Below are 20,654 nucleotides of genomic sequence, written 5' to 3'. Positions count from 1 at the left end.
TTTTTCAATATCAATTAGATATTGCAACTTTTTTCGCATTTTGATAGGATATATAAAACAAATCGGAGGAATATTTCAATGGGGATGCACGAATACTTGCAAGGATTAAGTGAACTTGAGATGGTTGTACGCGCGCCAGGATATTTCAAGTATCAAGGACATAGCGTAGCTGCTCACTCATGGAAGGTAACCCAAGCTGCTCAATTTTTAGGCGATATTGAGGAAGTTAATGGCAATGAGGTCAATTGGCAAAGCTTATACGAAAAAGCTCTTAATCACGACTATACGGAGCGATTTATTGGTGATATTAAGACACCAGTCAAATATGCGACGCATACGTTACGAATGATGCTTTCAGATGTTGAGGATTCGTTAACAGAAAACTTTATTGAAAATGAAATTCCATCAGAACTAGCGGACCGGTATCGTCGTCGTTTGACAGAAGGTAAGGACGATACCTTAGAAGGACGTATTTTATCAGTTGCGGATAAATTAGATTTACTTTATGAAGCATTTGGCGAAATTCAAAAGGGCAATCCAGAGCCAGTATTCGTTGAAATTTATAAAGAAAGCTTAGAAACAATGTTGGAATTTGGTGATATGCCGAGTGTTAAATATGTAATCAAATCTGTATTGCCGGAAATGCTAGATCAAGAATTTTCTGATCGTGGTAAATTAATGGCTTTAACGAAAACTATTTTAAAATAGTTAAGCCGGTGATTATTTAACCGAACAATCGTTCTATATGGTAAAATTAAATAATTAAGTAAAAAGAAAGCTTAGAATTAAGCTTTCTTTTTTATTCGATTATTTATTTTGAAAGGGGTCACTTATGATTAATCGTGAGACATCACATGCATTTCAAGTACATTCAAAATACAAACCAACCGGAGATCAACCAAAAGCGATTAATCAACTGGTTGCAGGGATTAATGCAGGGGAAAAGGAACAAATTTTATTAGGGGCAACCGGAACAGGTAAAACATTTACGATTAGTAATGTTATTAAAGAAGTTAACAAACCAACGCTTGTTTTATCACATAATAAAACATTAGCCGGGCAACTATATAGTGAATTTAAAGAATTTTTTCCAGATAATGCTGTTGAATATTTTGTTTCTTACTATGATTACTATCAACCAGAAGCATATGTACCATCCTCAGATACATATATTGAAAAAGATTCATCTGTGAATGATGAAATTGATAAGTTACGAAATTCAGCAACGGCATCATTACTAGAGCGTGATGATGTTATTGTGGTGGCATCAGTTTCTTCGATTTTTGGATTAGGTGATCCGCATCAATATAAAGAGCACGTTATTTCTTTGCGGGCGGGTATGGAAGTTGAACGTGATGCTTTATTGCGGCAATTAATTGATATCCAATTTGAACGCAATGATATTGATTTTCAACGTGGTCGCTTCCGAGTTCGAGGAGATGTGGTTGAGATATTTCCAGCTTCTAGTGATTCAAAAGCTCTACGAATTGAGTTTTTTGGGGATGAAATTGATCGAATTCGTGAAATTGATTCATTAACAGGTGAAATTCTTAGTGATCAAGCCCACGTGTCGATTTTTCCTGCTAAGCATTTCATGACTAATGATGCGATTGTTGAGCGAGCAACGCGTACAATTGCAGCAGAATTGGAAGAACAACTAAAAATCCTTGAAAATGAAGGAAAATTACTTGAAGCACAACGATTGAAACAACGGACTGAATATGATATTGAAATGCTTAAAGAAATGGGCTTCACAACAGGAATTGAGAACTATTCACGGCATATGGATGGCCGCAAGGCTGGCGAACCACCATTTACCTTACTTGATTTCTTTCCGGATGATTTTTTGATTGTTGTAGATGAAAGCCATGTTACAATGCCTCAAATTCGGGGAATGTATAATGGTGATCGAGCTCGCAAACAGCAGTTGATTGATTATGGTTTTCGATTACCATCTGCACTAGACAATCGGCCGTTAACGCTTAAAGAATTTGAAAAGCACGTTAATCAAATTGTTTATATGTCAGCAACGCCGGGAGTCTATGAGACTGAGCGGGTCCCAGCAAATGATATCGCCCAACAAATCATTCGGCCAACAGGGCTCCTTGATCCAACTGTTGAAGTTCGACCAGTAATGGGACAAATTGATGATTTAGTTGGTGAGATTAATGAGCGTGTTGATCGTAATGAACGCGTCTTTATTACAACATTGACGAAAAAAATGGCAGAAGATTTAACAGATTACTTTAACGATTTAAGCATTAAAGTCAAATATTTACATGCTGACATTAAGACGCTTGAACGTACAGAAATTATTCGTGATTTAAGGCTAGGAAAGTTTGATGTACTAGTTGGAATTAATTTGCTACGTGAAGGTATTGATGTACCAGAAGTATCATTGGTTGCGATTTTAGATGCAGATAAAGAAGGGTTCTTGCGAAATGAACGATCATTGATTCAAACAATCGGGCGTGCTGCCAGAAATAGTAAGGGCCATGTTATTTTGTATGCTGACAAGATAACTGATTCAATGAAAAATGCAATGGCTGAAACTGCTCGTCGACGGGAAATTCAGATGGCATATAATACTGAACATGGAATTGTGCCCGAAACAATTATCAAACCAGTTCGTGATCTAATTTCGATTACGCAGCCTAGTTCTGACGGTGGACAATCACAATCAGCTAGTTTAACGGAAGTTGAATTTAAAGATATGAAAAAAGCTGACCAAGCATTAATCTTAGCCAGTTTAGAGGATCAAATGAAGAATGCAGCTAAACGGCTTGATTTTGAAGAGGCTGCAACATTGCGTGATACGATAATGGAATTAAAGGCACTTAAAAAAGCTTGAGGGTAAAGTATGGCAAATGATAAGATTGTAATTCATGGGGCTCGAGCCCATAATTTAAAAAATATTGATGTAACAATTCCACGAGATAAATTAGTGGTTGTAACAGGACTATCTGGATCAGGAAAATCATCGTTAGCATTTGATACATTATATGCCGAGGGACAACGCCGATATGTAGAAAGCCTCTCGGCATACGCACGTCAATTTCTAGGCCAAATGGATAAGCCAGATGTTGATTCAATTGATGGTTTAAGTCCGGCAATTTCAATTGATCAAAAAACAACTTCTAAAAATCCACGTTCAACGGTAGGTACAGTAACTGAAATTAATGATTATCTACGATTACTTTGGGCTCGGGTAGGAAAGCCAGATACGGCCGCAGATGGTGTTATTACGCTACCTTCAATTGAGCAAATTGCCGATTATATTTTGCAGCATTATCCTGAACGGACCAAGCTTCAAATTCTAGCCCCAGTTATTGTGGCTAAGACCGGGACTCACGAGTCAATTTTTGCAAAAATTCGGCGAGAAGGTTTTGTACGAATTCGTTTAGATGGTGAAATTGTTGATTTAGCTGAGGACTATTCATTAGATGAAAATATAGAACATACGATTGAAATTATTGTTGATCGAATTGTTTTAAAAGATGGTATTCGTTCCCGCTTATTTGATTCAATTGAATCTGCAATGCGTTTGGCTGAAGGATTAGTAACAATCGATATTATTGGACAAACAGAGGTGACATTTTCTGATCATTACACAGGTGCATTAAAAGAATTTAGCGTTGGCAAGTTAGAACCACGCTTATTTTCATTTAATGCTCCATTGGGTGCTTGTCCGGTCTGTGAAGGTTTAGGGGTTAAACTTGAAGTTGATGAAGATTTAATTGTGCCCAATAAAACAATGACGTTAGCAGATGGTGCAATTGCTGCTTGGAGTCCAATCTCATCACAATATTATCCAGCAATGTTGGAACAATTTGCTGAACAATTTAAAATCCCAATGGATATACCATTTAACAAGTTGACGAAAAAACAACGAGATTTGGTTTTATATGGGTCTGGTAAGAAAAAGTTTCATTTTCATTTCAAAAATGATTTTGGTGGTGTTCGTGATGTTGATGCACCATTTGAAGGTGTTATTAATAATATCTCACGACGTTATAAAGAAACTAATTCAGATTTCACCCGTGATCAAATGCGCCAATATATGACAGAATTGACGTGCGTAGCTTGTCAAGGGTATCGTTTAAATCCCGCTGCATTATCAGTTAAAATAAATGGTCAGCATATTGCAGCGATTTCTGAAAAGGCTGTTACAGAAGAATTAGCATTCTTTAAGCAAGTAACGTTCGGTGAACAAGATGCAACCATTGCGCAACCAATTATTAAAGAAATAATTGATCGATTAACTTTCTTAGAAAATGTTGGTTTGGACTACTTAACATTATCACGTTCAGCGCGCACTCTTTCGGGAGGCGAAGCACAGCGAATTCGATTAGCAACCCAGATTGGTTCTAACTTATCCGGAGTTTTATATATTCTTGATGAACCGTCAATTGGATTACATCAACGTGATAATGACCGTTTGATTGCTTCATTAAAGAAAATGCGTGACTTAGGTAATACTTTAATTGTGGTTGAACATGATGAAGATACCATGTGGGCAGCGGACTATCTAATTGATATTGGTCCTGGAGCAGGTGATTTAGGTGGCCAAGTAATGGCAGCAGGAACTCCTAAACAAGTTGCTCGAACAACTAAATCATTAACAGGTCAATATTTATCAGGTAAAAAATTTATTCCATTACCGATGGAGCGCCGTGCGGGGAATGGCCAAAAATTAACGATTGTTGGTGCTATTGAAAATAATTTACAAAACGTGACCGTTGATTTTCCGTTAGGTAAATTTATAGCAGTCACCGGGGTATCTGGTTCAGGGAAATCAACATTAGTTAATATGATTTTAAAACGTGCTTTGAAACAAAAATTAAATAACAATTCTGAAAAGCCAGGTAAATTTGATGAAATTTTGGGTTATGAAAATATCGAGAAAATAGTAGATATTGATCAAAGTGCAATTGGTCGAACACCAAGGTCTAATCCAGCTACGTATACTGGTGTTTTTGATGATATCCGTGATTTATTTGCTACCACGAATGAAGCTAAAATGCGTGGTTATAAAAAGGGTCGCTTTTCATTTAATGTTAAAGGTGGCCGTTGTGAAGCGTGTCATGGTGATGGTATCATAAAAATTGAAATGAATTTCTTGCCAGATGTATACGTTCCATGTGAGGTATGTCATGGAGCACGTTATAATTCAGAAACTCTGGAAGTTGAATACAAAGGTAAAAATATTGCTCAAGTTTTAGAAATGAAAGTTGATGAAGCTTTAGCATTTTTTGAGCCAATTCCCAAAATTAGACGTAAACTACAAACAATTCAAGATGTTGGTTTAGGATATGTGGCATTAGGTCAAAGTGCTACCACTTTATCCGGTGGGGAAGCACAACGAATGAAGCTAGCATCAGAATTACACAAAAAAGCAAGCGGAAAGAATTTTTATATTCTTGACGAACCAACAACAGGGCTGCATACTGATGATATTGCGCGTTTATTGGTTGTCCTAAATCGCTTAGTTGATGCTGGAAATACGGTCTTGGTTATTGAACATAATTTAGATGTAATTAAAGCAGCGGACTATTTAATTGATATGGGACCAGAAGGTGGTGCTGGTGGTGGTACAGTTTTAGCAACTGGGACGCCTGAAGAACTTGTTTCAGTAGTAAGTTCTTACACTGGACAGTATTTAGGGCCAATAATGGCACGCACAAAAGAATTAATGGAAAAAAAGTAGGAGATTTACATTATGAAGCAGCACGTACGGAGTTTTACTAAATTAGATGCAATTGAAGCAGAAGCAATTAGCAAGGCATTTTTGAATTTTGCTAATGGAATGCCCATTGATACCGATGATGTTGAGATTGCTGAACAAGTAAAACAATTAGCAACGGAATTAGGTCGTGCTAAAACAGTATCATACTTGATTGGTCGTTTAGGTGATTATCAAAAAGCATATACTGATGCAATTGTTGATCAAGTAGGAAGTGATGAAACTGCTAAGGCATTTTATAATGGTGTCCAAACAGGAATGAATTTTATGGCTGGTGTGGGCATGGTTTTAGATGGTCGCATTGACAGTGCTGGTTTAATTGACTTTTTGGAAGCTACTGAAGCTAGCGATGCAGATAAAAGTGCACAATAATTAAAAAATGTGCCCAAAGCCGTATAGATACGGTATAAGATTAGAAAATCCCGGCCGAATTAAAAAAATTCGGCCGGGATTTTCATATTTTATGCTAGTATCTACCTTTTGAGACACGTTCTATAAGCAAATTACTACTAAATTTTAAATATGTCATAGCCGCTATTTGCCATGTTTTTAATATATCTTTGAAATACGATTTAGCTGTAAATCTTCAATTTCAACAACTGGATAACCTTTACGTTGTAAACCGCGAATAATCTTTTGTAAAAGCATATTATCAAGGCCGATTGGCAAAGTAAATAAAATATCAACTGACTTATTCTCAGGATGTGAATTTGACGTCATCACAGCCTCAATATCAGTATATTTAGAAATAACTTTAGATGTTAGTTGCAAATCACCTCGTTGTCCAGGCGTTCGAACCCGCAAAACATATGAGCCACGGTCAACATTCCAACTCGTTGAAAGTGATTCCATCAAACTTGCATGCGTCAAAATCCCATAAAAATGATTTTGGTGATCCAAAACAGCGATATACGGTAAGTCACGAATTGCAAAGAAAATAGAATAAAAAGCTGCATCAAGATTAATGAATTTAGTTGAGTTACGCATTAATGTCGTAACTGGTAAATCCATTTGACCGTGTTCAGCCATATGACGATATACATGCATTTTATAAATATTCCCACGGAAAAGTTCACCGGTTGTATCTAAAATCGGAATTGCACGAAAATTAGAATTTTCAAAGATATCAAGTGCTTCAGCAATTGTTGTATTTTCATGAACTATTGTGAGCATTTGCTTAGGTTTTATGAACGAAATATCCAAAATTTTGCCTCCGATTAGAATTTGCTGAGATAATATCTAATCTTATCATATGAAAGGGTAAAAAAATAGAACAATCGGTGAAAAAGGCACCAGCATGGTATAATATTTTTAATAGAATTTAAATTAAAAATCAGAGGAGGCCATTTCAGGCCTCCTCTGATTTGGCATGATGAAATGAGGATATAGATAGATAATGAAAATGATTGTTGGTTTAGGAAACATTGGAGAAAAATACGCACAAACACGCCATAATGTAGGATTTATGGTAGTTGATGCATTAAGTAAAGAATTGCAAATTAACTTAAATAAAGTCAAACAAGAAGCTTTTATTGCTCAAACTGAGCTAAAAGGTGAAAAAGTATTATTGGTACAACCAACAACGTATATGAATGATTCAGGACGCGCGGTTGCAGCTTTGATGAAGTATTATGATATTGCTATTGAAGATATATTAATTATTTTTGATGATATGGATCGAGCGATGGGGTCATTACGCCTACGTCAAAAGGGTTCAGCTGGTGGTCATAATGGAATTAAGAGCATTATTGCTCATACTGGAACTCAAGAATTTAAGCGTTTAAAATTTGGAATTGATCATCCAGCACATACACAAGATGCAGTTGTTAATTATGTGTTAGGTAAATTTAGTAAGGATCAGCAACAACCTTTAGCAGATGGAATAATCTTAGCAATCCAGATTATTGAAGATTGGGTATCTAATGATAACTTCCAAGCAACTATGAATAAATTTAATTAATTTTATAACAAAATAATCTATAAAAGGAGTTGAAAGATGCAAATTCAAGATTTGATTGCTAGAACGGATGAATTCCAAAACGTTTTACAACATTTGTTACCTCATACACGGCAATTAATTACTGGTTTAACAGGTGCAGCAAGAACAACTTATTATGCTTCGTTTTTTGATCATTTAAACCAACCACAAATAATTGTAGCGGATAATCAACTACATGCTGATCAAATTACTGAAGATTTAAAGAACTTCCTAACAGAAGAGCAAGTTTTGAATTTTCCAACTGAAGACCGTATTGAAGTTGAATTGGCAACCGCCTCACCGGATGCCCGAGCTGCACGATTAGCAACTTTAAATGCATTATTAACTGATCAACCGGTTGTTATTGTTACAACGTTAGCCGGAATCCGAAAAAAACTGACACCACCAACTATTTTCCAAGCAGCAAAATTAGATTTTGATTTTAAAACTGAATATCAATTTGAGAATATTCGACTACAGTTGCTGATGATGGGGTATGAACCGGTAAAAATGGTTGACAAGCCGGGCGATTTTGCCATTCGTGGGTCAATTATAGATGTTTATCCATTTGGAGTTGAGAATCCATTACGAGTTGATTTTTTTGATACTGAAATTGATTCAATGCGTTTTTTTGATATTGTTACACAGAAATCATTGACCAGCGTTGAAAGTTTTACAGTCTTACCAGTTAATGAGTTTGTCCTTAATAGTGAAACTTTAACCATGGGGCAAACAAAGTTATCAGCGGCCATGACAATGCACCGCAATAGTTTAGCGGGTGCTGATAAGAAGCATCTGACAGAATATTTTGCACCACTATTAGCTAGTGATGCCTCAGTTCGCTCGCAAGAATTGAGTCTATATATAGATTATTTTTATCCCAAAGCGGCATCGTTAATAGATTACTTGCAACCTAATGGAATTTTGATTTTTGAAGATTTAGCGCATTTACAAGACGTTGAACAACAATTTATTACTAATGATGCTGAATGGATTGCTGATCGCTTAGCTAAGCAGCAAGTACTTCCACAGATTGAAACGGCTAATTACTTAATAGATATTGTACATCATAGTGAGCATGCTCAAGTAATTGTTAGTCAATTTCAAAAAGGCATCGGAAAATTAAAGCTTGATAATTTAGTACAAGTTAATTCCCGGATTATGCAACAATTCTTTGGGCAACTACCGTTATTAAAAGCTGAAATAGAACGTTGGCAAAAACAAAAATATACGGTGGTAATTTTAGCTAATGTGCAAGAACGGATAATTGAAATTCAGCGTATTCTAGCAGATTTTGAAATTCAGGTAATAATTGTTAAAGAAGATGAAATTCAAAAACAACTAGTACAAGTTGCAGTGGGCCAACTACATAGTGGATTTGAATTAACAACGCAACGCTTAGCAATTTTAACTGAAAATGAAATTTTTGCAAATATTCGAAAAAAAGCGCACCCCAAACGGCAAACTTTAGCTAATGCAGAACGTATTAAAAGCTATTCAGAACTTAAGGTTGGTGATTATGTGGTTCACGTTAACCATGGTATTGGGGTATTTGAAGGTATGCAAACTCTAGAAATCCATGGTGTACACCAAGATTACATTACAATTGGCTATCAAAAAGATGCTAAAATCTTTATTCCAGCTTCTCAGCTTAATTTAGTTCAAAAATACGTTGGTGCGGAAGATAAATCGCCTAAAATTAATAAGCTAGGTGGGACAGAATGGGCAAAAACTAAACGTAAGGTTGCCAGTCAAATTGAAGATATTGCCGATCAGCTCTTAGCACTATATGTTGAACGGGAAGCAGCTAAGGGATATGCATTCAGTCCCCATCAAGTAGAGATGCAGGAATTTGAAGATGCATTTCCATATACTGAAACGCCTGATCAATTACGCTCAACCGCTGAAGTTTTAGCTGATATGGAAAAACAACGGCCAATGGATCGATTATTAGTTGGTGATGTTGGCTTTGGAAAAACTGAAGTTGCCTTTCGGGCAGCATATAAAGCCGTTTTAGATCAAAAACAAGTCGCTATTTTAGTACCGACAACCATCTTAGCACAACAGCATTTTGAATCAATGCAAGCACGATTTGCGGATTTTGGGGTTAAAGTTGGTTTATTATCACGTTTTCAAACACCAAAGCAAATGAAAGAAACAATTTCTGGATTGAAGGAACATACGATTGATATAGTTGTTGGGACACATCGCGTATTGTCAAAAGATGTAGTGTTTGCTGATATCGGTTTATTGATTGTTGATGAAGAACAACGGTTTGGGGTTAAACATAAAGAGCGCTTGAAAGAATTAAAAACCAATGTTGATGTATTAACTTTAACCGCCACTCCAATTCCACGAACATTGCATATGTCAATGTTAGGTGTACGTGATCTATCAGTAATTGAAACCCCGCCAGCTAATCGTTATCCAATTCAAACTTACGTAATGGAACAAAATGGTGGGGTCATTACTGATGCGATTGAACGTGAAATGGGGCGTCAAGGTCAAGTGTTTTATCTTCATAATCGTGTTGATGACATTGAAAAAGTGACAGGATATTTAGGATCATTAGTACCAGAGGCGCGGATTGCTTACGCTCATGGTCAAATGAGTGAAAATCAATTAGAAACAGTTCTATATGATTTTATTAATCGTGAATATGACGTGTTAGTTGCCACAACAATTATTGAAACGGGTGTTGATATTCCAAATGCTAATACATTAATTATTGAAAATGCAGATCATATGGGACTGGCTCAGCTTTATCAACTTCGAGGTCGAGTTGGTCGTTCATCAAGAGTGGCGTATGCATACTTTACATATCCAGCTAATCGGACTCTTAATGAAGAAAGCGAAAAACGATTGGAAGCAATTCGTGATTTTACAGAACTAGGTTCCGGGTTCAAAATTGCTATGCGTGATTTAAGTATTCGTGGAGCTGGTAATTTATTAGGTAAGCAACAGCATGGCTTTATTGATTCAGTTGGTTACGATTTATATACACAGATGCTAACTGAAGCAGTTGCTAAAAAACGCGGACAAGGTAAGACTACATTATCAGATGCTGAAATTGATTTGGCGATTGAAGCATATATTCCAAGTACTTATATTGACGACCAAGGTCAAAAAATTGAAATGTATCGTCGTATTAGGCAAGCAACCAAAGAAGATCAATTTATCGAAGTAGAAGAAGACTTAGTAGATCGATTTGGTGATTATCCTGATGAGGTTGCCAATCTTTTACAAATTAGTCGTTTAAAGACGTTAGCGGATGTAACACTAGTTGAAAAAATTTGGCAAGAAAGCAACTTTATTTTTGTGCAATTCTCAGCGCATGCGGTCAAAGTGCTGACTATGGAAAATTTAATGACAAGTTTAGGCCATACAAAATTACGTTCTGTAGTTAGCCAAGGAAACAATGAGGCACTTAAGATTAAATTTGTTATCCAACCTAATATGACACAGGCAATTTGGTTTACAGAACTAAGTAACTATTTAACCGCAATTAATGAAACGCAAGTAATTGATGAGGAATCCAATGGGCAATAATAAGTTAGCACAAGGGACGGCTATTTTGGCAGTTGCGGCACTAATTGCTAAAGTTTTAAGTGCGGTGTATCGAATTCCTTTGGAAAATTTTGTTGGTGATACGGGTTTTTATGTTTATCAACAAATTTATCCCATCTATGGAATTGGCATGATTTTAGCATTAAATGGCCTTCCAAACTTTATTTCAAAATTAATTGTTGCGGAAACTGATGAGGCGCGAGATAGGCTAGCAGGTCAACTATTACGGCTATTATTTGTAATAGCATGCATAATCGTGATCTTACTAAATATAACGGCTCCTGCATTGGCTAAGTGGATGGGTGATCAGCAATTAACTAATGTTATTCGTGCAGTTAGCCTAATGTTCATAATGATGCCAATCTTAGCAGTTGGACGTGGGGTTGCTCAAGGACAATTAAATATGCGGCCAACTGCTTATTCACAAGTGATTGAGCAATTAGTACGTGTTGTTATTATTGTAGTTGTTGCCTATCAAGCGATGAAAATTGGAATGGATGTTTATTTAATGGGCACATTGGCGATGTTATCAGCACCTATCGCAAGTGCGTGTGCAAGCATGTTCTTTATTAAATCAACAATCCATTATTGGAGAATTACACGTGCAAGTAAAATGGATTGGGGATTGCTAAAAAAGATATGTAGTGAAGGGGCTATAGTATGTATTTTGGCAGCATTATTAATTATTTTGCAATTAGTTGATTCGTTCACCATCAAAAATAGTTTGGTTAGTAATGGTATGACAGAAACAGCCGCAAAAATGGCAAAAGGAAGTTATGATCGCTCCCAGCCATTAGTTCAATTTGGCCTCGTTTTAGCGACCAGTTTTGGGACAGCGTTAGTTCCACAATTAAGACATGCTTATTTGGCAGGTAAGTGGGACAGCGTAGCAACAACTGGGCGGAGTTTACTACGGTTGACCGTCTGGTTAGCTAGTGCAGCAACTGTGGGGATGATGTGTTTAATGCCCCAAATTAATTACCTGCTTTTTGGTAGTATGACATCAAGTAATGTTTTAGCTGTGTACGTTTTAAGTATCATAAGTATGTCGATTTTAATCTTGCTAACGAGCATTTTACAAAGTTTGGACTTAACAAATTTTTTATCACGTGGGATATTAGTTGCTTTAATCAGCAAAATAGGTTTAAACTTATTACTAATTAAGTATATCGGCTTAATTGGCGCTAGTTGGGCGACAATTATCTCATTAGGGTTAATGTTAGGCTACATTCTTATTAGTTTACCTAAAAGATTACAAGTAATTTTCTTACCTTGGCAATTGCTAGTAAAAATTGGTCTACACTTGATTATTATGGCGGTACTTGTTAAATTTATAACTTATGAAGTTACTTCATTAGTCGGTTCAAGCCGTATAATAACAATACTACCAATTATGCTTGGCAGTATAGTAGGAGTACTTGTTTTTGTTAGTTTGTCAATATGGCAACAAACTTTAACTGATAGCGAATGGCAACTTTTGCCTAAGGGCAAGTTCATTATTAAATTAACCAAGAAATTGAGGAAAACAAATGCGATTAGATAAATTTTTGAAGGTTTCACGTATCATTAAGCGTCGAAGTGTTGCTAAAGACATTTCTGATCAAGGTCGTATCTTGATTAACGGCAAAAAAGCTAAGTCATCATCTAATTTAAACATTAATGATGAATTAGAAATTCATTTTGGAAATAAAACTTTAGTTATTGAAGTACTTGCATTGCTTGAAACAACTAAAAAAGAAGATGCCGATAAGATGTATCAAGTATTAAAAGAAGATTACGAACAAAGCTTTGACAATGAAGCATAAGGTGTTCGTGGTAGAATATATTGTAAATATGTAAGTGCTAAAAAACGGTGAGGGCTAAAAGTATGCAATTAAATTCAGAATTTAAGCAAGACATTCGAGCAAGTGAAAGTTTAAATAATAAACGAGATTCATACCATGCTCGTATCCATCGTCGTCGCCGTAAAATGTTGCGGTGGATGACGGTTGCTTTTTTAGTTGTTTGTGGGCTAACGATTGGTTATCGTATGGTACAGTACAAAATTGTTAAACAACAAATTGCCGAAGTGAATCAAACAGTTGCAAAAGCAAAACAAACTAATCTTGAACTTAAACAACAGGTAACCTCGTTACATGATTCAACGTATTTACAACAATTAATTCGTGAAAAGTATATGTACACTAAAGATGGTGAACAAGTTTATAATTTGCCAGCAACTGATCCAGATGCTAATAAATAAAAGGGCTACGCTATGGCGTAGCTTTTTATTTATTTAATGTTAAAAATAAAGGGGGCTAATAGTGGTGAAAAAAATTAATATTGTAAAGCAAATTCAAAATAATATTGAGCAACATCAGTTATTTGAATCTGCTGATATCTTGGTAGTTGCTGCTTCTGCTGGAGTTGATTCACAAGTGTTATTAGAATCTTTGGCTCAAATTCATGATTGTAGCAAAGTTATCGTAGTGCATATTAACCATGATATGCGTCCTCAGGCAGCCGATGAAGCTGAATTTGTTGCTAAACAAGCAGCTAGTTATGGCTTTAGCTACGAGGCATTAACCTGGATTAAAGCAAAGCATCCTCAAAGTGGAGTCGAAGCTGCTGGTCGAACAATTCGTTATCAATTTTTAAAAAAAATAGCACATAAATATCAGGCAACTAAAATTTTGACTGCACATCACGCCAATGATTTAGCTGAAACTTTTTTGATGAAACTTTTTCGTGGCGGCCGATGGGAACAATTGGCAAGCATTCGTTGGTCGCGTACTTTTGATGAGCAAAGTAGCTTAGTAAGACCGATGCTTAACATCCCTAAAGCACAGCTAATCGAGTATGCTAAAATCAATGCATTACCTTGGTTTGAAGATGAGAGTAATCAAGATTTGATATATACCCGTAATCGAATTCGAAATACCATCTTGCCACAAATTATGGCCGAAAACGGCGATGCTTTAAACCAGATTAATCAATATGCCAAACAAATTTCTGATGTTGATACCATGATTAAAGAACAAGTAAGTTTATATTTAAAGATGATTCAAAAAACACAAGATTGGCAACAAATTCCACGAACTTGGTTTCAAGCAACTTTGAAGGAATATTTAGCAATAAAATTGCCTAATGTCAGTATCAAACAAGCACAATTACAGCAAATTGAGCATTTATATTATAATGTTAACCACCCCAATGGCCGCATTCGATTAAATCAAGAATATGAGTTGGTTAAAACATATAAAAAATTAGATTTATTAGCTATTACAATAAAAGCTAATCAACAACAAAACTTAGTAGATAATGTGATAACATTGAATGAGTGGTATTTATTGCCAAATGGTGGTAAATTTATTGTTAAACAAAAAACAACACAGCCACAAGATTTGAATAATAACGCTATAATTATCCCATTTCATCTTGAACCCAATGCTTGGCCATTACATTTAAGAAATCGTAAGCGTGGAGATAAATTGACATTAAAAAATGGGCATCAAAAAGTTACACGAGTATTAATCGATGCCAAAGTTCCAATTGAAGAACGTGATTTAATCTCTATAATGGTTGATGCACATGATCAAGTGCTATGGGTAGTTGGTTATAAAGCAAATTGGGTTAATGCCGATCAGGTAAACTATGAAGTACACTATATTCCAGAGATTAAATAGGAGATTTTGTTAAATGACAATGAACAACGACATTGAGCGCGTTTTATATAGCGAGGCAGATATTGCAGCCGCCGCGCAACGAATAGGTGCTCAATTAGCGCAAGATTATGCTGGTAAGACCCCAATTTTACTTTCAGTATTGAAAGGTGCAATCCTTTGGACAGTTGATGTTATGCGAGCAATGGATGAATATGCTGAAATTGAATTTATTGATGTATCAAGTTATCATGGGGGTGTTGAATCAGCGGGGACAATAACATTGCGCACTGATTTAACAACGGATGTTAAAGGCCGGGATATTATCATTTTGGAAGATATTGTTGATACTGGTCGAACTTTAAAGTACATGGTTGAATTATTAGAACAACGTGGTGCAGCAAGTATCAAGGTTGCAAGCCTACTTGATAAAAAAGAAGGCCGGGTTGTTGATATCGATGTTGATTATATCGGTTTTGATGTCCCAAATGAATTTGTGGTTGGATATGGATTAGATTATAAAGATTTATATCGTAACTTACCATATGTTGGGATTTTAAAGCCAGCGGTATATACTGCTGAAGATAGTGCAACATTAAATGGTCAAGATTAGTCAACTGTGGTATATTATCAATTAAATGGATAAGCTAACGCTAAATTCGAAAGATTCAGCAAGGAGGCATATATGAATAATCGACGGAATAATGGTGTATTCCGCAATTCTTTCTTATATATCATTATGTTTTTGGCCGTAATTGGGGTAATTACCTTTTTCACCAATGGCGGTAGTCAAAGTGGTACACAAGAAATTAATGCAACAAAATTCACTAGCCAGTTAACGAGTGGGAAAATTAAAACCTATTCAATTCAACCTGGTAATGGGGTTTATAAAATCTCTGGTGATTACAAGAAAGCTCAAACAGTTTCAAGTAAGTCACCATTACTAGGTGGTTCAACAACCAATAAAGTAACAAGCTTTACTACAACCGTTTTAACTAATGATCCTGTTGTAAAGGAAATTCAAGAAGCAACTAAAAAAGGTGACGCTTCTGAAGTAGTTAAGTCACAACCATCAGGAATTCTAAGTAATATTTTAATTACCTTAGTACCAATGTTAATACTTGTTGGTTTATTCTACTTGATGATGAGTCAAGCTGGTCAAGGTGGCGGTGGCGGCCGTGGCGGTGTAATGAACTTTGGTAAATCTAAGGCTAAGCCAGCAGATCCAAAGTCAAATACAATCCGATTTGCAGATGTTGCCGGAGCTGAAGAAGAAAAACAAGAACTAGTTGAAGTTGTTGATTTCTTGAAAGATCCTAAAAAGTTTGCAGCTTTAGGTGCCCGCATTCCAGCCGGTGTACTGTTGGAAGGCCCTCCCGGAACTGGTAAAACTTTACTTGCTAAAGCCGTTGCCGGTGAAGCTGGGGTACCATTCTACTCAATTTCTGGATCAGACTTCGTTGAAATGTTTGTTGGGGTTGGGGCATCACGGGTTCGTGATCTCTTTGATAATGCCAAACGGACTTCACCATCAATCATCTTTATTGATGAAATTGATGCCATTGGTCGTAAACGTGGCTCAGGTATGGGTGGCGGTAACGATGAACGTGAACAAACTCTTAATCAAATGTTGATTGAAATGGATGGATTCACAAAGACTGATGCAGTTATTGTTATTGCAGCAACTAACCGTTCTGACGTTTTAGACCCAGCCTTACTTCGTCCAGGTCGTTTTGACCGTAAAATCCTAGTTGGCGCACCGGATGTTAAAGGGCGTGAAGCAGTTCTTCGGGTGCACGCTAAGAACAAGCCATTGGCAGCTGATGTTGACTTAAAAGTGATTGCCCAACAAACGCCTGGTTTTGTAGGGGCTGATCTTGAGAACTTGCTTAACGAAGCTGCGTTACTCGCTGCTCGTCGCAATAAGCAAGAAATTGATGCATCTGATGTTGATGAAGCTGAAGACCGCGTTATTGCTGGACCAGCTAAGAAAGATCGTGTGATTTCTAAACATGAACGTGAAACGGTTGCTTACCACGAAGCTGGACATGCCCTAGTGGGGATGGTTTTAAGCAACGCTCGCGTGGTTCACAAAGTTACAATTGTGCCACGGGGTCGTGCTGGTGGTTACGCGATTGTCTTACCAAAAGAAGATCAAATGTTGCTTAACAAGGATGATGCAATGGATCAAATCGCTGGTTTGATGGGTGGTCGTGCGGCTGAAGAAATTATCTTCCACCAACAATCATCTGGGGCTTCAAATGACTTCCAACAGGCAACAGGGATTGCCCGTGCTATGGTTACCCAATATGGAATGTCTGACAAAGTCGGGATGGTTCAACTTGAAGGTGGCGGTGCCATGTTTGCTGGTGAACAATTTGGTGGTAATGCACCATTTTCTGAAGAAACTTCACGGATGGTTGATGAAGAAATTCGTCGTATCTCAACTGAAGGATTCCAACAAGCTAAGGAAATCATTGCAAGTCACCGTGAGCAACATAAAGCAATTGCGGAAGCCTTGTTGAAATACGAAACCCTTGATGCTAAGGAAATTAAGAGCTTATTTGAAACTGGTTTAATGCCAGCTGAATCTGAAGCACAAGCGAATGCTGAACATTCAGCAGCAACTTTTGAAGAAGCTAAAGCTGAGGCTGCTAAAAAAGATGCGGAACAAGCCGCTCAATATACGCAACCAGAAGAAGCAAAAAATGATGATACAGCATCTGATTCAACGGATAATGATGTGAATGAAAAATAAATAAAAAAGTCTTCCTAATCAACTGGTTGGGAAGACTTTTTTATTTTGCATGAAAATAGTAACGAAAGTACAATCAAGTTCTAATTTTTGCTAAAATAAACGTAAGTATAAATAATATAGGAGAATATAATGTCAGATTATTTAATTAAAAGTGTTACTCAAGATGGCAATTTTCGTGCATATGCCATTTTAACAACTGATCTAGTTGCTCAAGCGCAAGTGCTACACGATACTTGGGCTTCTTCATCAGCAGCATTGGGTCGTACGTTAACGGGTGGTTTATTAATGGCGTCATCAATTTTGAAAGGTGATGATAAGTTAAGTATCAAATTTGATGGTCAAGGGCCAGTTGGAAATGTGGTTGTTGAAGCAAGCCCCAAGGGAATCGTCAAAGGATACATTCAAAACCCACATGTTAATTTAGCACCTAAAGCAGATGGACATATCGATGTAGCTCAAGCAGTTGGTAGAGATGGTTTTTTAACAATTACTAAAGATCAAGGCTTTGGCATGCCGTTTACAGGGCAAGTACCGATTGTTAGTGGTGAAATTGGTGAGGATTTTACGTATTATTTAGCAAAGTCTGAGCAAATCCCATCAGCAGTCGGTGTATCGGTTTTTGTAAACGCTGATAGCTCAATTGCTGCAGCCGGGGGTTTTTTAATTCAATTACTCCCAGGTGCAGACGATGAAGCAATCTCAGCATTAGAAAAGAAGTTAGCAGAAATGCCTATGTTGTCAGAATTACTTTTAGCTGGTAAACAACCGGAAGATGTTTTAGCGATGTTGTTTGATAATACCGAAGTTAATGTAATTGACAAGATTCCGGTTAAATTTGAATGTGATTGCTCAAAAAATAAATTTGCTGAACGGATGGCAGCTTTACCTAAGGCCGATTTACAGGATTTGATTGATAATGATCATGGAGCAGAAGTGGTTTGCTCATATTGCAACACCCATTATCAATTTAGCGAAAATGATTTACAAACTATTATTAATAATCAAGCGTAAACCATTGGTAAATTCCATTTAAAGACTTGCATTTTTATGTGTTTCTTGTAATAGTAATAAAGGAATAACTGCAGAAAAGAGGAATAATTGTGGCAAATCAAGAACCAACAATGAATGATCAAATGATCGCCCGTCGCGAAAAGATGACTGAATTACGCGAAAATGGGATTGATCCTTTTGGTCAAAAATTTGATCGAACAGCATTAGCTGCTGATTTACATGCTGAATATGGCGATTTAGAAAAAGATGAATTAAATGATAAACATCTTGTTGTAAAAATCGCTGGTCGGATGATGTCTAAACGTGGTAAAGGTAAAGTTGGCTTTGCGGATATTAAAGACCGTAGTGGTAAGGTACAAATTTACGTGCGTAAAGATGTTGTCGGTGAAGAAAACTACTTTATCTTTAAAAAAGCTGACCTCGGTGACTGGTTAGGGGTTGAAGGTGAATTAATCAAGACTGATATGGGTGAATTGACGATTAAACCAACCCATGTAACTCACTTGAGTAAGGCACTTCGTCCATTACCAGATAAATACCACGGTTTAACCGATGTGGAAACAATTTATCGTCAGCGTTATTTGGACTTAATTGCCAATGAAGAATCATTTGATAAATTCCAAAAACGTTCAAAGATTATTTCTGCAGTACGGGCCTACTTGGATAGCCAAATGTTTACTGAAGTTGAAACACCAATGCTTCAAACTGAAGCAGGTGGTGCTTCAGCCCGTCCATTTATTACACACCACAATGCCTTGAATATTGACATGTATCTTCGGATTGCGCTTGAACTTCATTTGAAGCGTTTAATTGTTGGTGGTATGGATCGCGTTTATGAAATTGGGCGGGTCTTTCGTAATGAAGGAATGGATACTAAACACAACCCTGAATTTACCGTACTTGAATCATATGCAGCCTTTTGGAACTTTGAAGACGTTATGAACGAAACTGAAGCTATCTTCAAAGCAGCCGCAAAAGTTGTTACGGATAATGGAATTGTTAATTATCAAGGGACTGAAATCAACTTAGACCAACCATTTGCGCGTAAACATATGGTTGATTTAATTAAAGAACAAACCGGAGTAGATTTCTGGCAACCAATGACGGTCGAAGAAGCAAAAGCATTAGCTGATGAAAAACACGTTAAGTATGAACCATACTGGACGGTTGGTCATATCATTAATGAATTCTTTGAAACATTTGTTGAAGACACTCTAGTTCAACCAACGTTTGTTTACGGTCATCCACTGGAAGTATCGCCATTGGCTAAGAAAAATGATACTGATGCTCGTTTTACTGATCGTTTTGAATTGTTTATCATGGGTGGTGAATATGCCAATGCCTTTACTGAATTAAACGATCCAATTGATCAACGGGAACGCTTTGAGGCACAAGTTGCTGAACGTGAAGCTGGTAATGATGAAGCTGAAGGAATTGATGAAGACTTTATCGAAGCCCTTGAATATGGTATGCCACCTACAGGAGGATTGGGAATTGGAATCGATCGCTTAGTTATGTTATTAACTGATTCAGAATCAATTCGTGATGTGTTATTATTCCCAACTATGCGTCCATAATTTTGCTAGACTACTAAAAGACTTGGAAATATTAATTCCAAGTCTTTTTTATTATTTTGTTTATTTGAATTAAAATAAACAAAAGTTATTGACGAATATGATAGTTCATAGTAATATATTATTTGTTGTTAAAGAGGTTACTAAAAACTTCTCCAAGCAACAAAAATAATTTCAAAATGTTGTTGACATTAACAATGCTGTCTGATATTATTAATAAATGTTGTTGCGACATATTAAGTTGTTAGCAACGATGTAGATCTTTGAAAACTGAATAAAGTTTTGACAATCAAATGTGTAAGTACTTTGAAATTAATTTTCAGAGTTAAACAAATTTGCGAATGTCAATTTCGCTAGTAAATTATGCTTCAAACGTCTCCCC

Annotated in this window: 15 protein-coding genes; 14 read left to right on the top strand and 1 reads right to left on the bottom strand. The window is 36.5% G+C overall.

What is annotated here, in order from left to right; translation table 11 throughout:
• Window positions 1-78 precede the first annotated feature (78 nt).
• From HF964_RS06175 to HF964_RS06160, 4 genes are all read left to right on the top strand, one after another.
• Window positions 79-708, top strand: coding sequence for a YfbR-like 5'-deoxynucleotidase (locus HF964_RS06175; RefSeq protein ID WP_168722182.1), 630 nt, complete (start codon window positions 79-81; stop codon window positions 706-708).
• A 124-nt stretch (window positions 709-832) separates the two neighbouring features.
• Complete coding sequence (uvrB, locus tag HF964_RS06170) at window positions 833-2,851, top strand: excinuclease ABC subunit UvrB (RefSeq protein WP_168722181.1); 2,019 nt, start codon at window positions 833-835, stop codon at window positions 2,849-2,851.
• Between the two features lie 9 nt (window positions 2,852-2,860).
• Entirely contained in the window at window positions 2,861-5,707 is a 2,847-nt protein-coding gene (gene uvrA, locus HF964_RS06165) for an excinuclease ABC subunit UvrA (RefSeq protein ID WP_168722180.1), read from the top strand.
• Window positions 5,708-5,719: 12 nt separating this feature from the next.
• Window positions 5,720-6,115 carry a hypothetical protein gene (locus tag HF964_RS06160; protein WP_168722179.1) on the top strand — a complete coding sequence of 132 codons (396 nt, stop codon included), beginning with the start codon at window positions 5,720-5,722 and terminating at the stop codon, window positions 6,113-6,115.
• Between the two features lie 177 nt (window positions 6,116-6,292).
• Here the strand turns inward: HF964_RS06160 and cbpA are convergent, their stop codons facing one another.
• On the bottom strand, window positions 6,293-6,949 hold the full coding sequence (gene cbpA / locus HF964_RS06155) for a cyclic di-AMP binding protein CbpA (protein ID WP_168722276.1): 657 nt from the start codon (window positions 6,947-6,949) through the stop codon (window positions 6,293-6,295).
• Between the two features lie 190 nt (window positions 6,950-7,139).
• On the opposite strand from cbpA, the gene pth reads away from it, so the two are divergent.
• The 10 genes from pth (at window position 7,140) to lysS (ending at window position 20,275) form a co-directional block, all read left to right on the top strand.
• Window positions 7,140-7,703 (top strand): aminoacyl-tRNA hydrolase, encoded by a 564-nt coding sequence (gene pth / locus HF964_RS06150; protein ID WP_168722178.1) that lies wholly within the window; start codon window positions 7,140-7,142, stop codon window positions 7,701-7,703.
• A gap of 36 nt (window positions 7,704-7,739) precedes the next feature.
• Entirely contained in the window at window positions 7,740-11,270 is a 3,531-nt protein-coding gene (gene mfd, locus HF964_RS06145) for a transcription-repair coupling factor (RefSeq protein ID WP_168722177.1), read from the top strand.
• The gene (locus HF964_RS06140; protein WP_168722176.1) at window positions 11,260-12,831 is read left to right on the top strand and encodes a putative polysaccharide biosynthesis protein; all 1,572 of its coding nucleotides are present in this window, start codon (window positions 11,260-11,262) and stop codon (window positions 12,829-12,831) included. The genes mfd and HF964_RS06140 overlap by 11 nt, the downstream gene beginning before the upstream one ends.
• Window positions 12,818-13,093 (top strand): RNA-binding S4 domain-containing protein, encoded by a 276-nt coding sequence (locus HF964_RS06135; protein WP_168722175.1) that lies wholly within the window; start codon window positions 12,818-12,820, stop codon window positions 13,091-13,093. The genes HF964_RS06140 and HF964_RS06135 overlap by 14 nt, the downstream gene beginning before the upstream one ends.
• A 62-nt stretch (window positions 13,094-13,155) precedes the next feature.
• A complete protein-coding gene (locus HF964_RS06130; RefSeq protein WP_168722174.1) occupies window positions 13,156-13,530 on the top strand; it encodes an FtsB family cell division protein in 375 nt (124 codons plus the stop codon).
• 64 nt (window positions 13,531-13,594) lie between these two features.
• Window positions 13,595-14,953 (top strand): tRNA lysidine(34) synthetase TilS, encoded by a 1,359-nt coding sequence (gene tilS, locus HF964_RS06125; protein ID WP_168722173.1) that lies wholly within the window; start codon window positions 13,595-13,597, stop codon window positions 14,951-14,953.
• 19 nt (window positions 14,954-14,972) lie between these two features.
• Window positions 14,973-15,542, top strand: coding sequence for a hypoxanthine phosphoribosyltransferase (gene hpt, locus HF964_RS06120; protein ID WP_168722275.1), 570 nt, complete (start codon window positions 14,973-14,975; stop codon window positions 15,540-15,542).
• 72 nt (window positions 15,543-15,614) lie between these two features.
• Window positions 15,615-17,687 (top strand): ATP-dependent zinc metalloprotease FtsH, encoded by a 2,073-nt coding sequence (gene ftsH, locus HF964_RS06115; protein ID WP_168722172.1) that lies wholly within the window; start codon window positions 15,615-15,617, stop codon window positions 17,685-17,687.
• Between the two features lie 129 nt (window positions 17,688-17,816).
• The gene (gene hslO / locus HF964_RS06110; RefSeq protein ID WP_168722171.1) at window positions 17,817-18,698 is read left to right on the top strand and encodes an Hsp33 family molecular chaperone HslO; all 882 of its coding nucleotides are present in this window, start codon (window positions 17,817-17,819) and stop codon (window positions 18,696-18,698) included.
• Between the two features lie 89 nt (window positions 18,699-18,787).
• Window positions 18,788-20,275 (top strand): lysine--tRNA ligase, encoded by a 1,488-nt coding sequence (gene lysS, locus HF964_RS06105; RefSeq protein ID WP_168722170.1) that lies wholly within the window; start codon window positions 18,788-18,790, stop codon window positions 20,273-20,275.
• Window positions 20,276-20,654: the final 379 nt, after the last annotated feature.

The sequence above is a fragment of the Periweissella fabalis genome, from assembly GCF_012396505.1.
Lineage (GTDB): Bacteria > Bacillota > Bacilli > Lactobacillales > Lactobacillaceae > Periweissella > Periweissella fabalis.
This window is presented reverse-complemented; position numbering and strand designations above follow the sequence as displayed.

Excerpts from the sequence above, each read along its gene's own strand:
- HF964_RS06175 (WP_168722182.1), top strand. The coding sequence starts at position 79 with ATGGGGATGCACGAATACTTGCAAGGATTAAGTGAACTTGAGATGGTT.
- uvrB (WP_168722181.1), top strand. The coding sequence starts at position 833 with ATGATTAATCGTGAGACATCACATGCATTTCAAGTACATTCAAAATAC.
- uvrA (WP_168722180.1), top strand. The coding sequence starts at position 2,861 with ATGGCAAATGATAAGATTGTAATTCATGGGGCTCGAGCCCATAATTTA.
- HF964_RS06160 (WP_168722179.1), top strand. The coding sequence starts at position 5,720 with ATGAAGCAGCACGTACGGAGTTTTACTAAATTAGATGCAATTGAAGCA.
- pth (WP_168722178.1), top strand. The coding sequence starts at position 7,140 with ATGAAAATGATTGTTGGTTTAGGAAACATTGGAGAAAAATACGCACAA.
- mfd (WP_168722177.1), top strand. The coding sequence starts at position 7,740 with ATGCAAATTCAAGATTTGATTGCTAGAACGGATGAATTCCAAAACGTT.
- HF964_RS06140 (WP_168722176.1), top strand. The coding sequence starts at position 11,260 with ATGGGCAATAATAAGTTAGCACAAGGGACGGCTATTTTGGCAGTTGCG.
- HF964_RS06135 (WP_168722175.1), top strand. The coding sequence starts at position 12,818 with ATGCGATTAGATAAATTTTTGAAGGTTTCACGTATCATTAAGCGTCGA.
- HF964_RS06130 (WP_168722174.1), top strand. The coding sequence starts at position 13,156 with ATGCAATTAAATTCAGAATTTAAGCAAGACATTCGAGCAAGTGAAAGT.
- hpt (WP_168722275.1), top strand. The coding sequence starts at position 14,973 with ATGAACAACGACATTGAGCGCGTTTTATATAGCGAGGCAGATATTGCA.
- ftsH (WP_168722172.1), top strand. The coding sequence starts at position 15,615 with ATGAATAATCGACGGAATAATGGTGTATTCCGCAATTCTTTCTTATAT.
- hslO (WP_168722171.1), top strand. The coding sequence starts at position 17,817 with ATGTCAGATTATTTAATTAAAAGTGTTACTCAAGATGGCAATTTTCGT.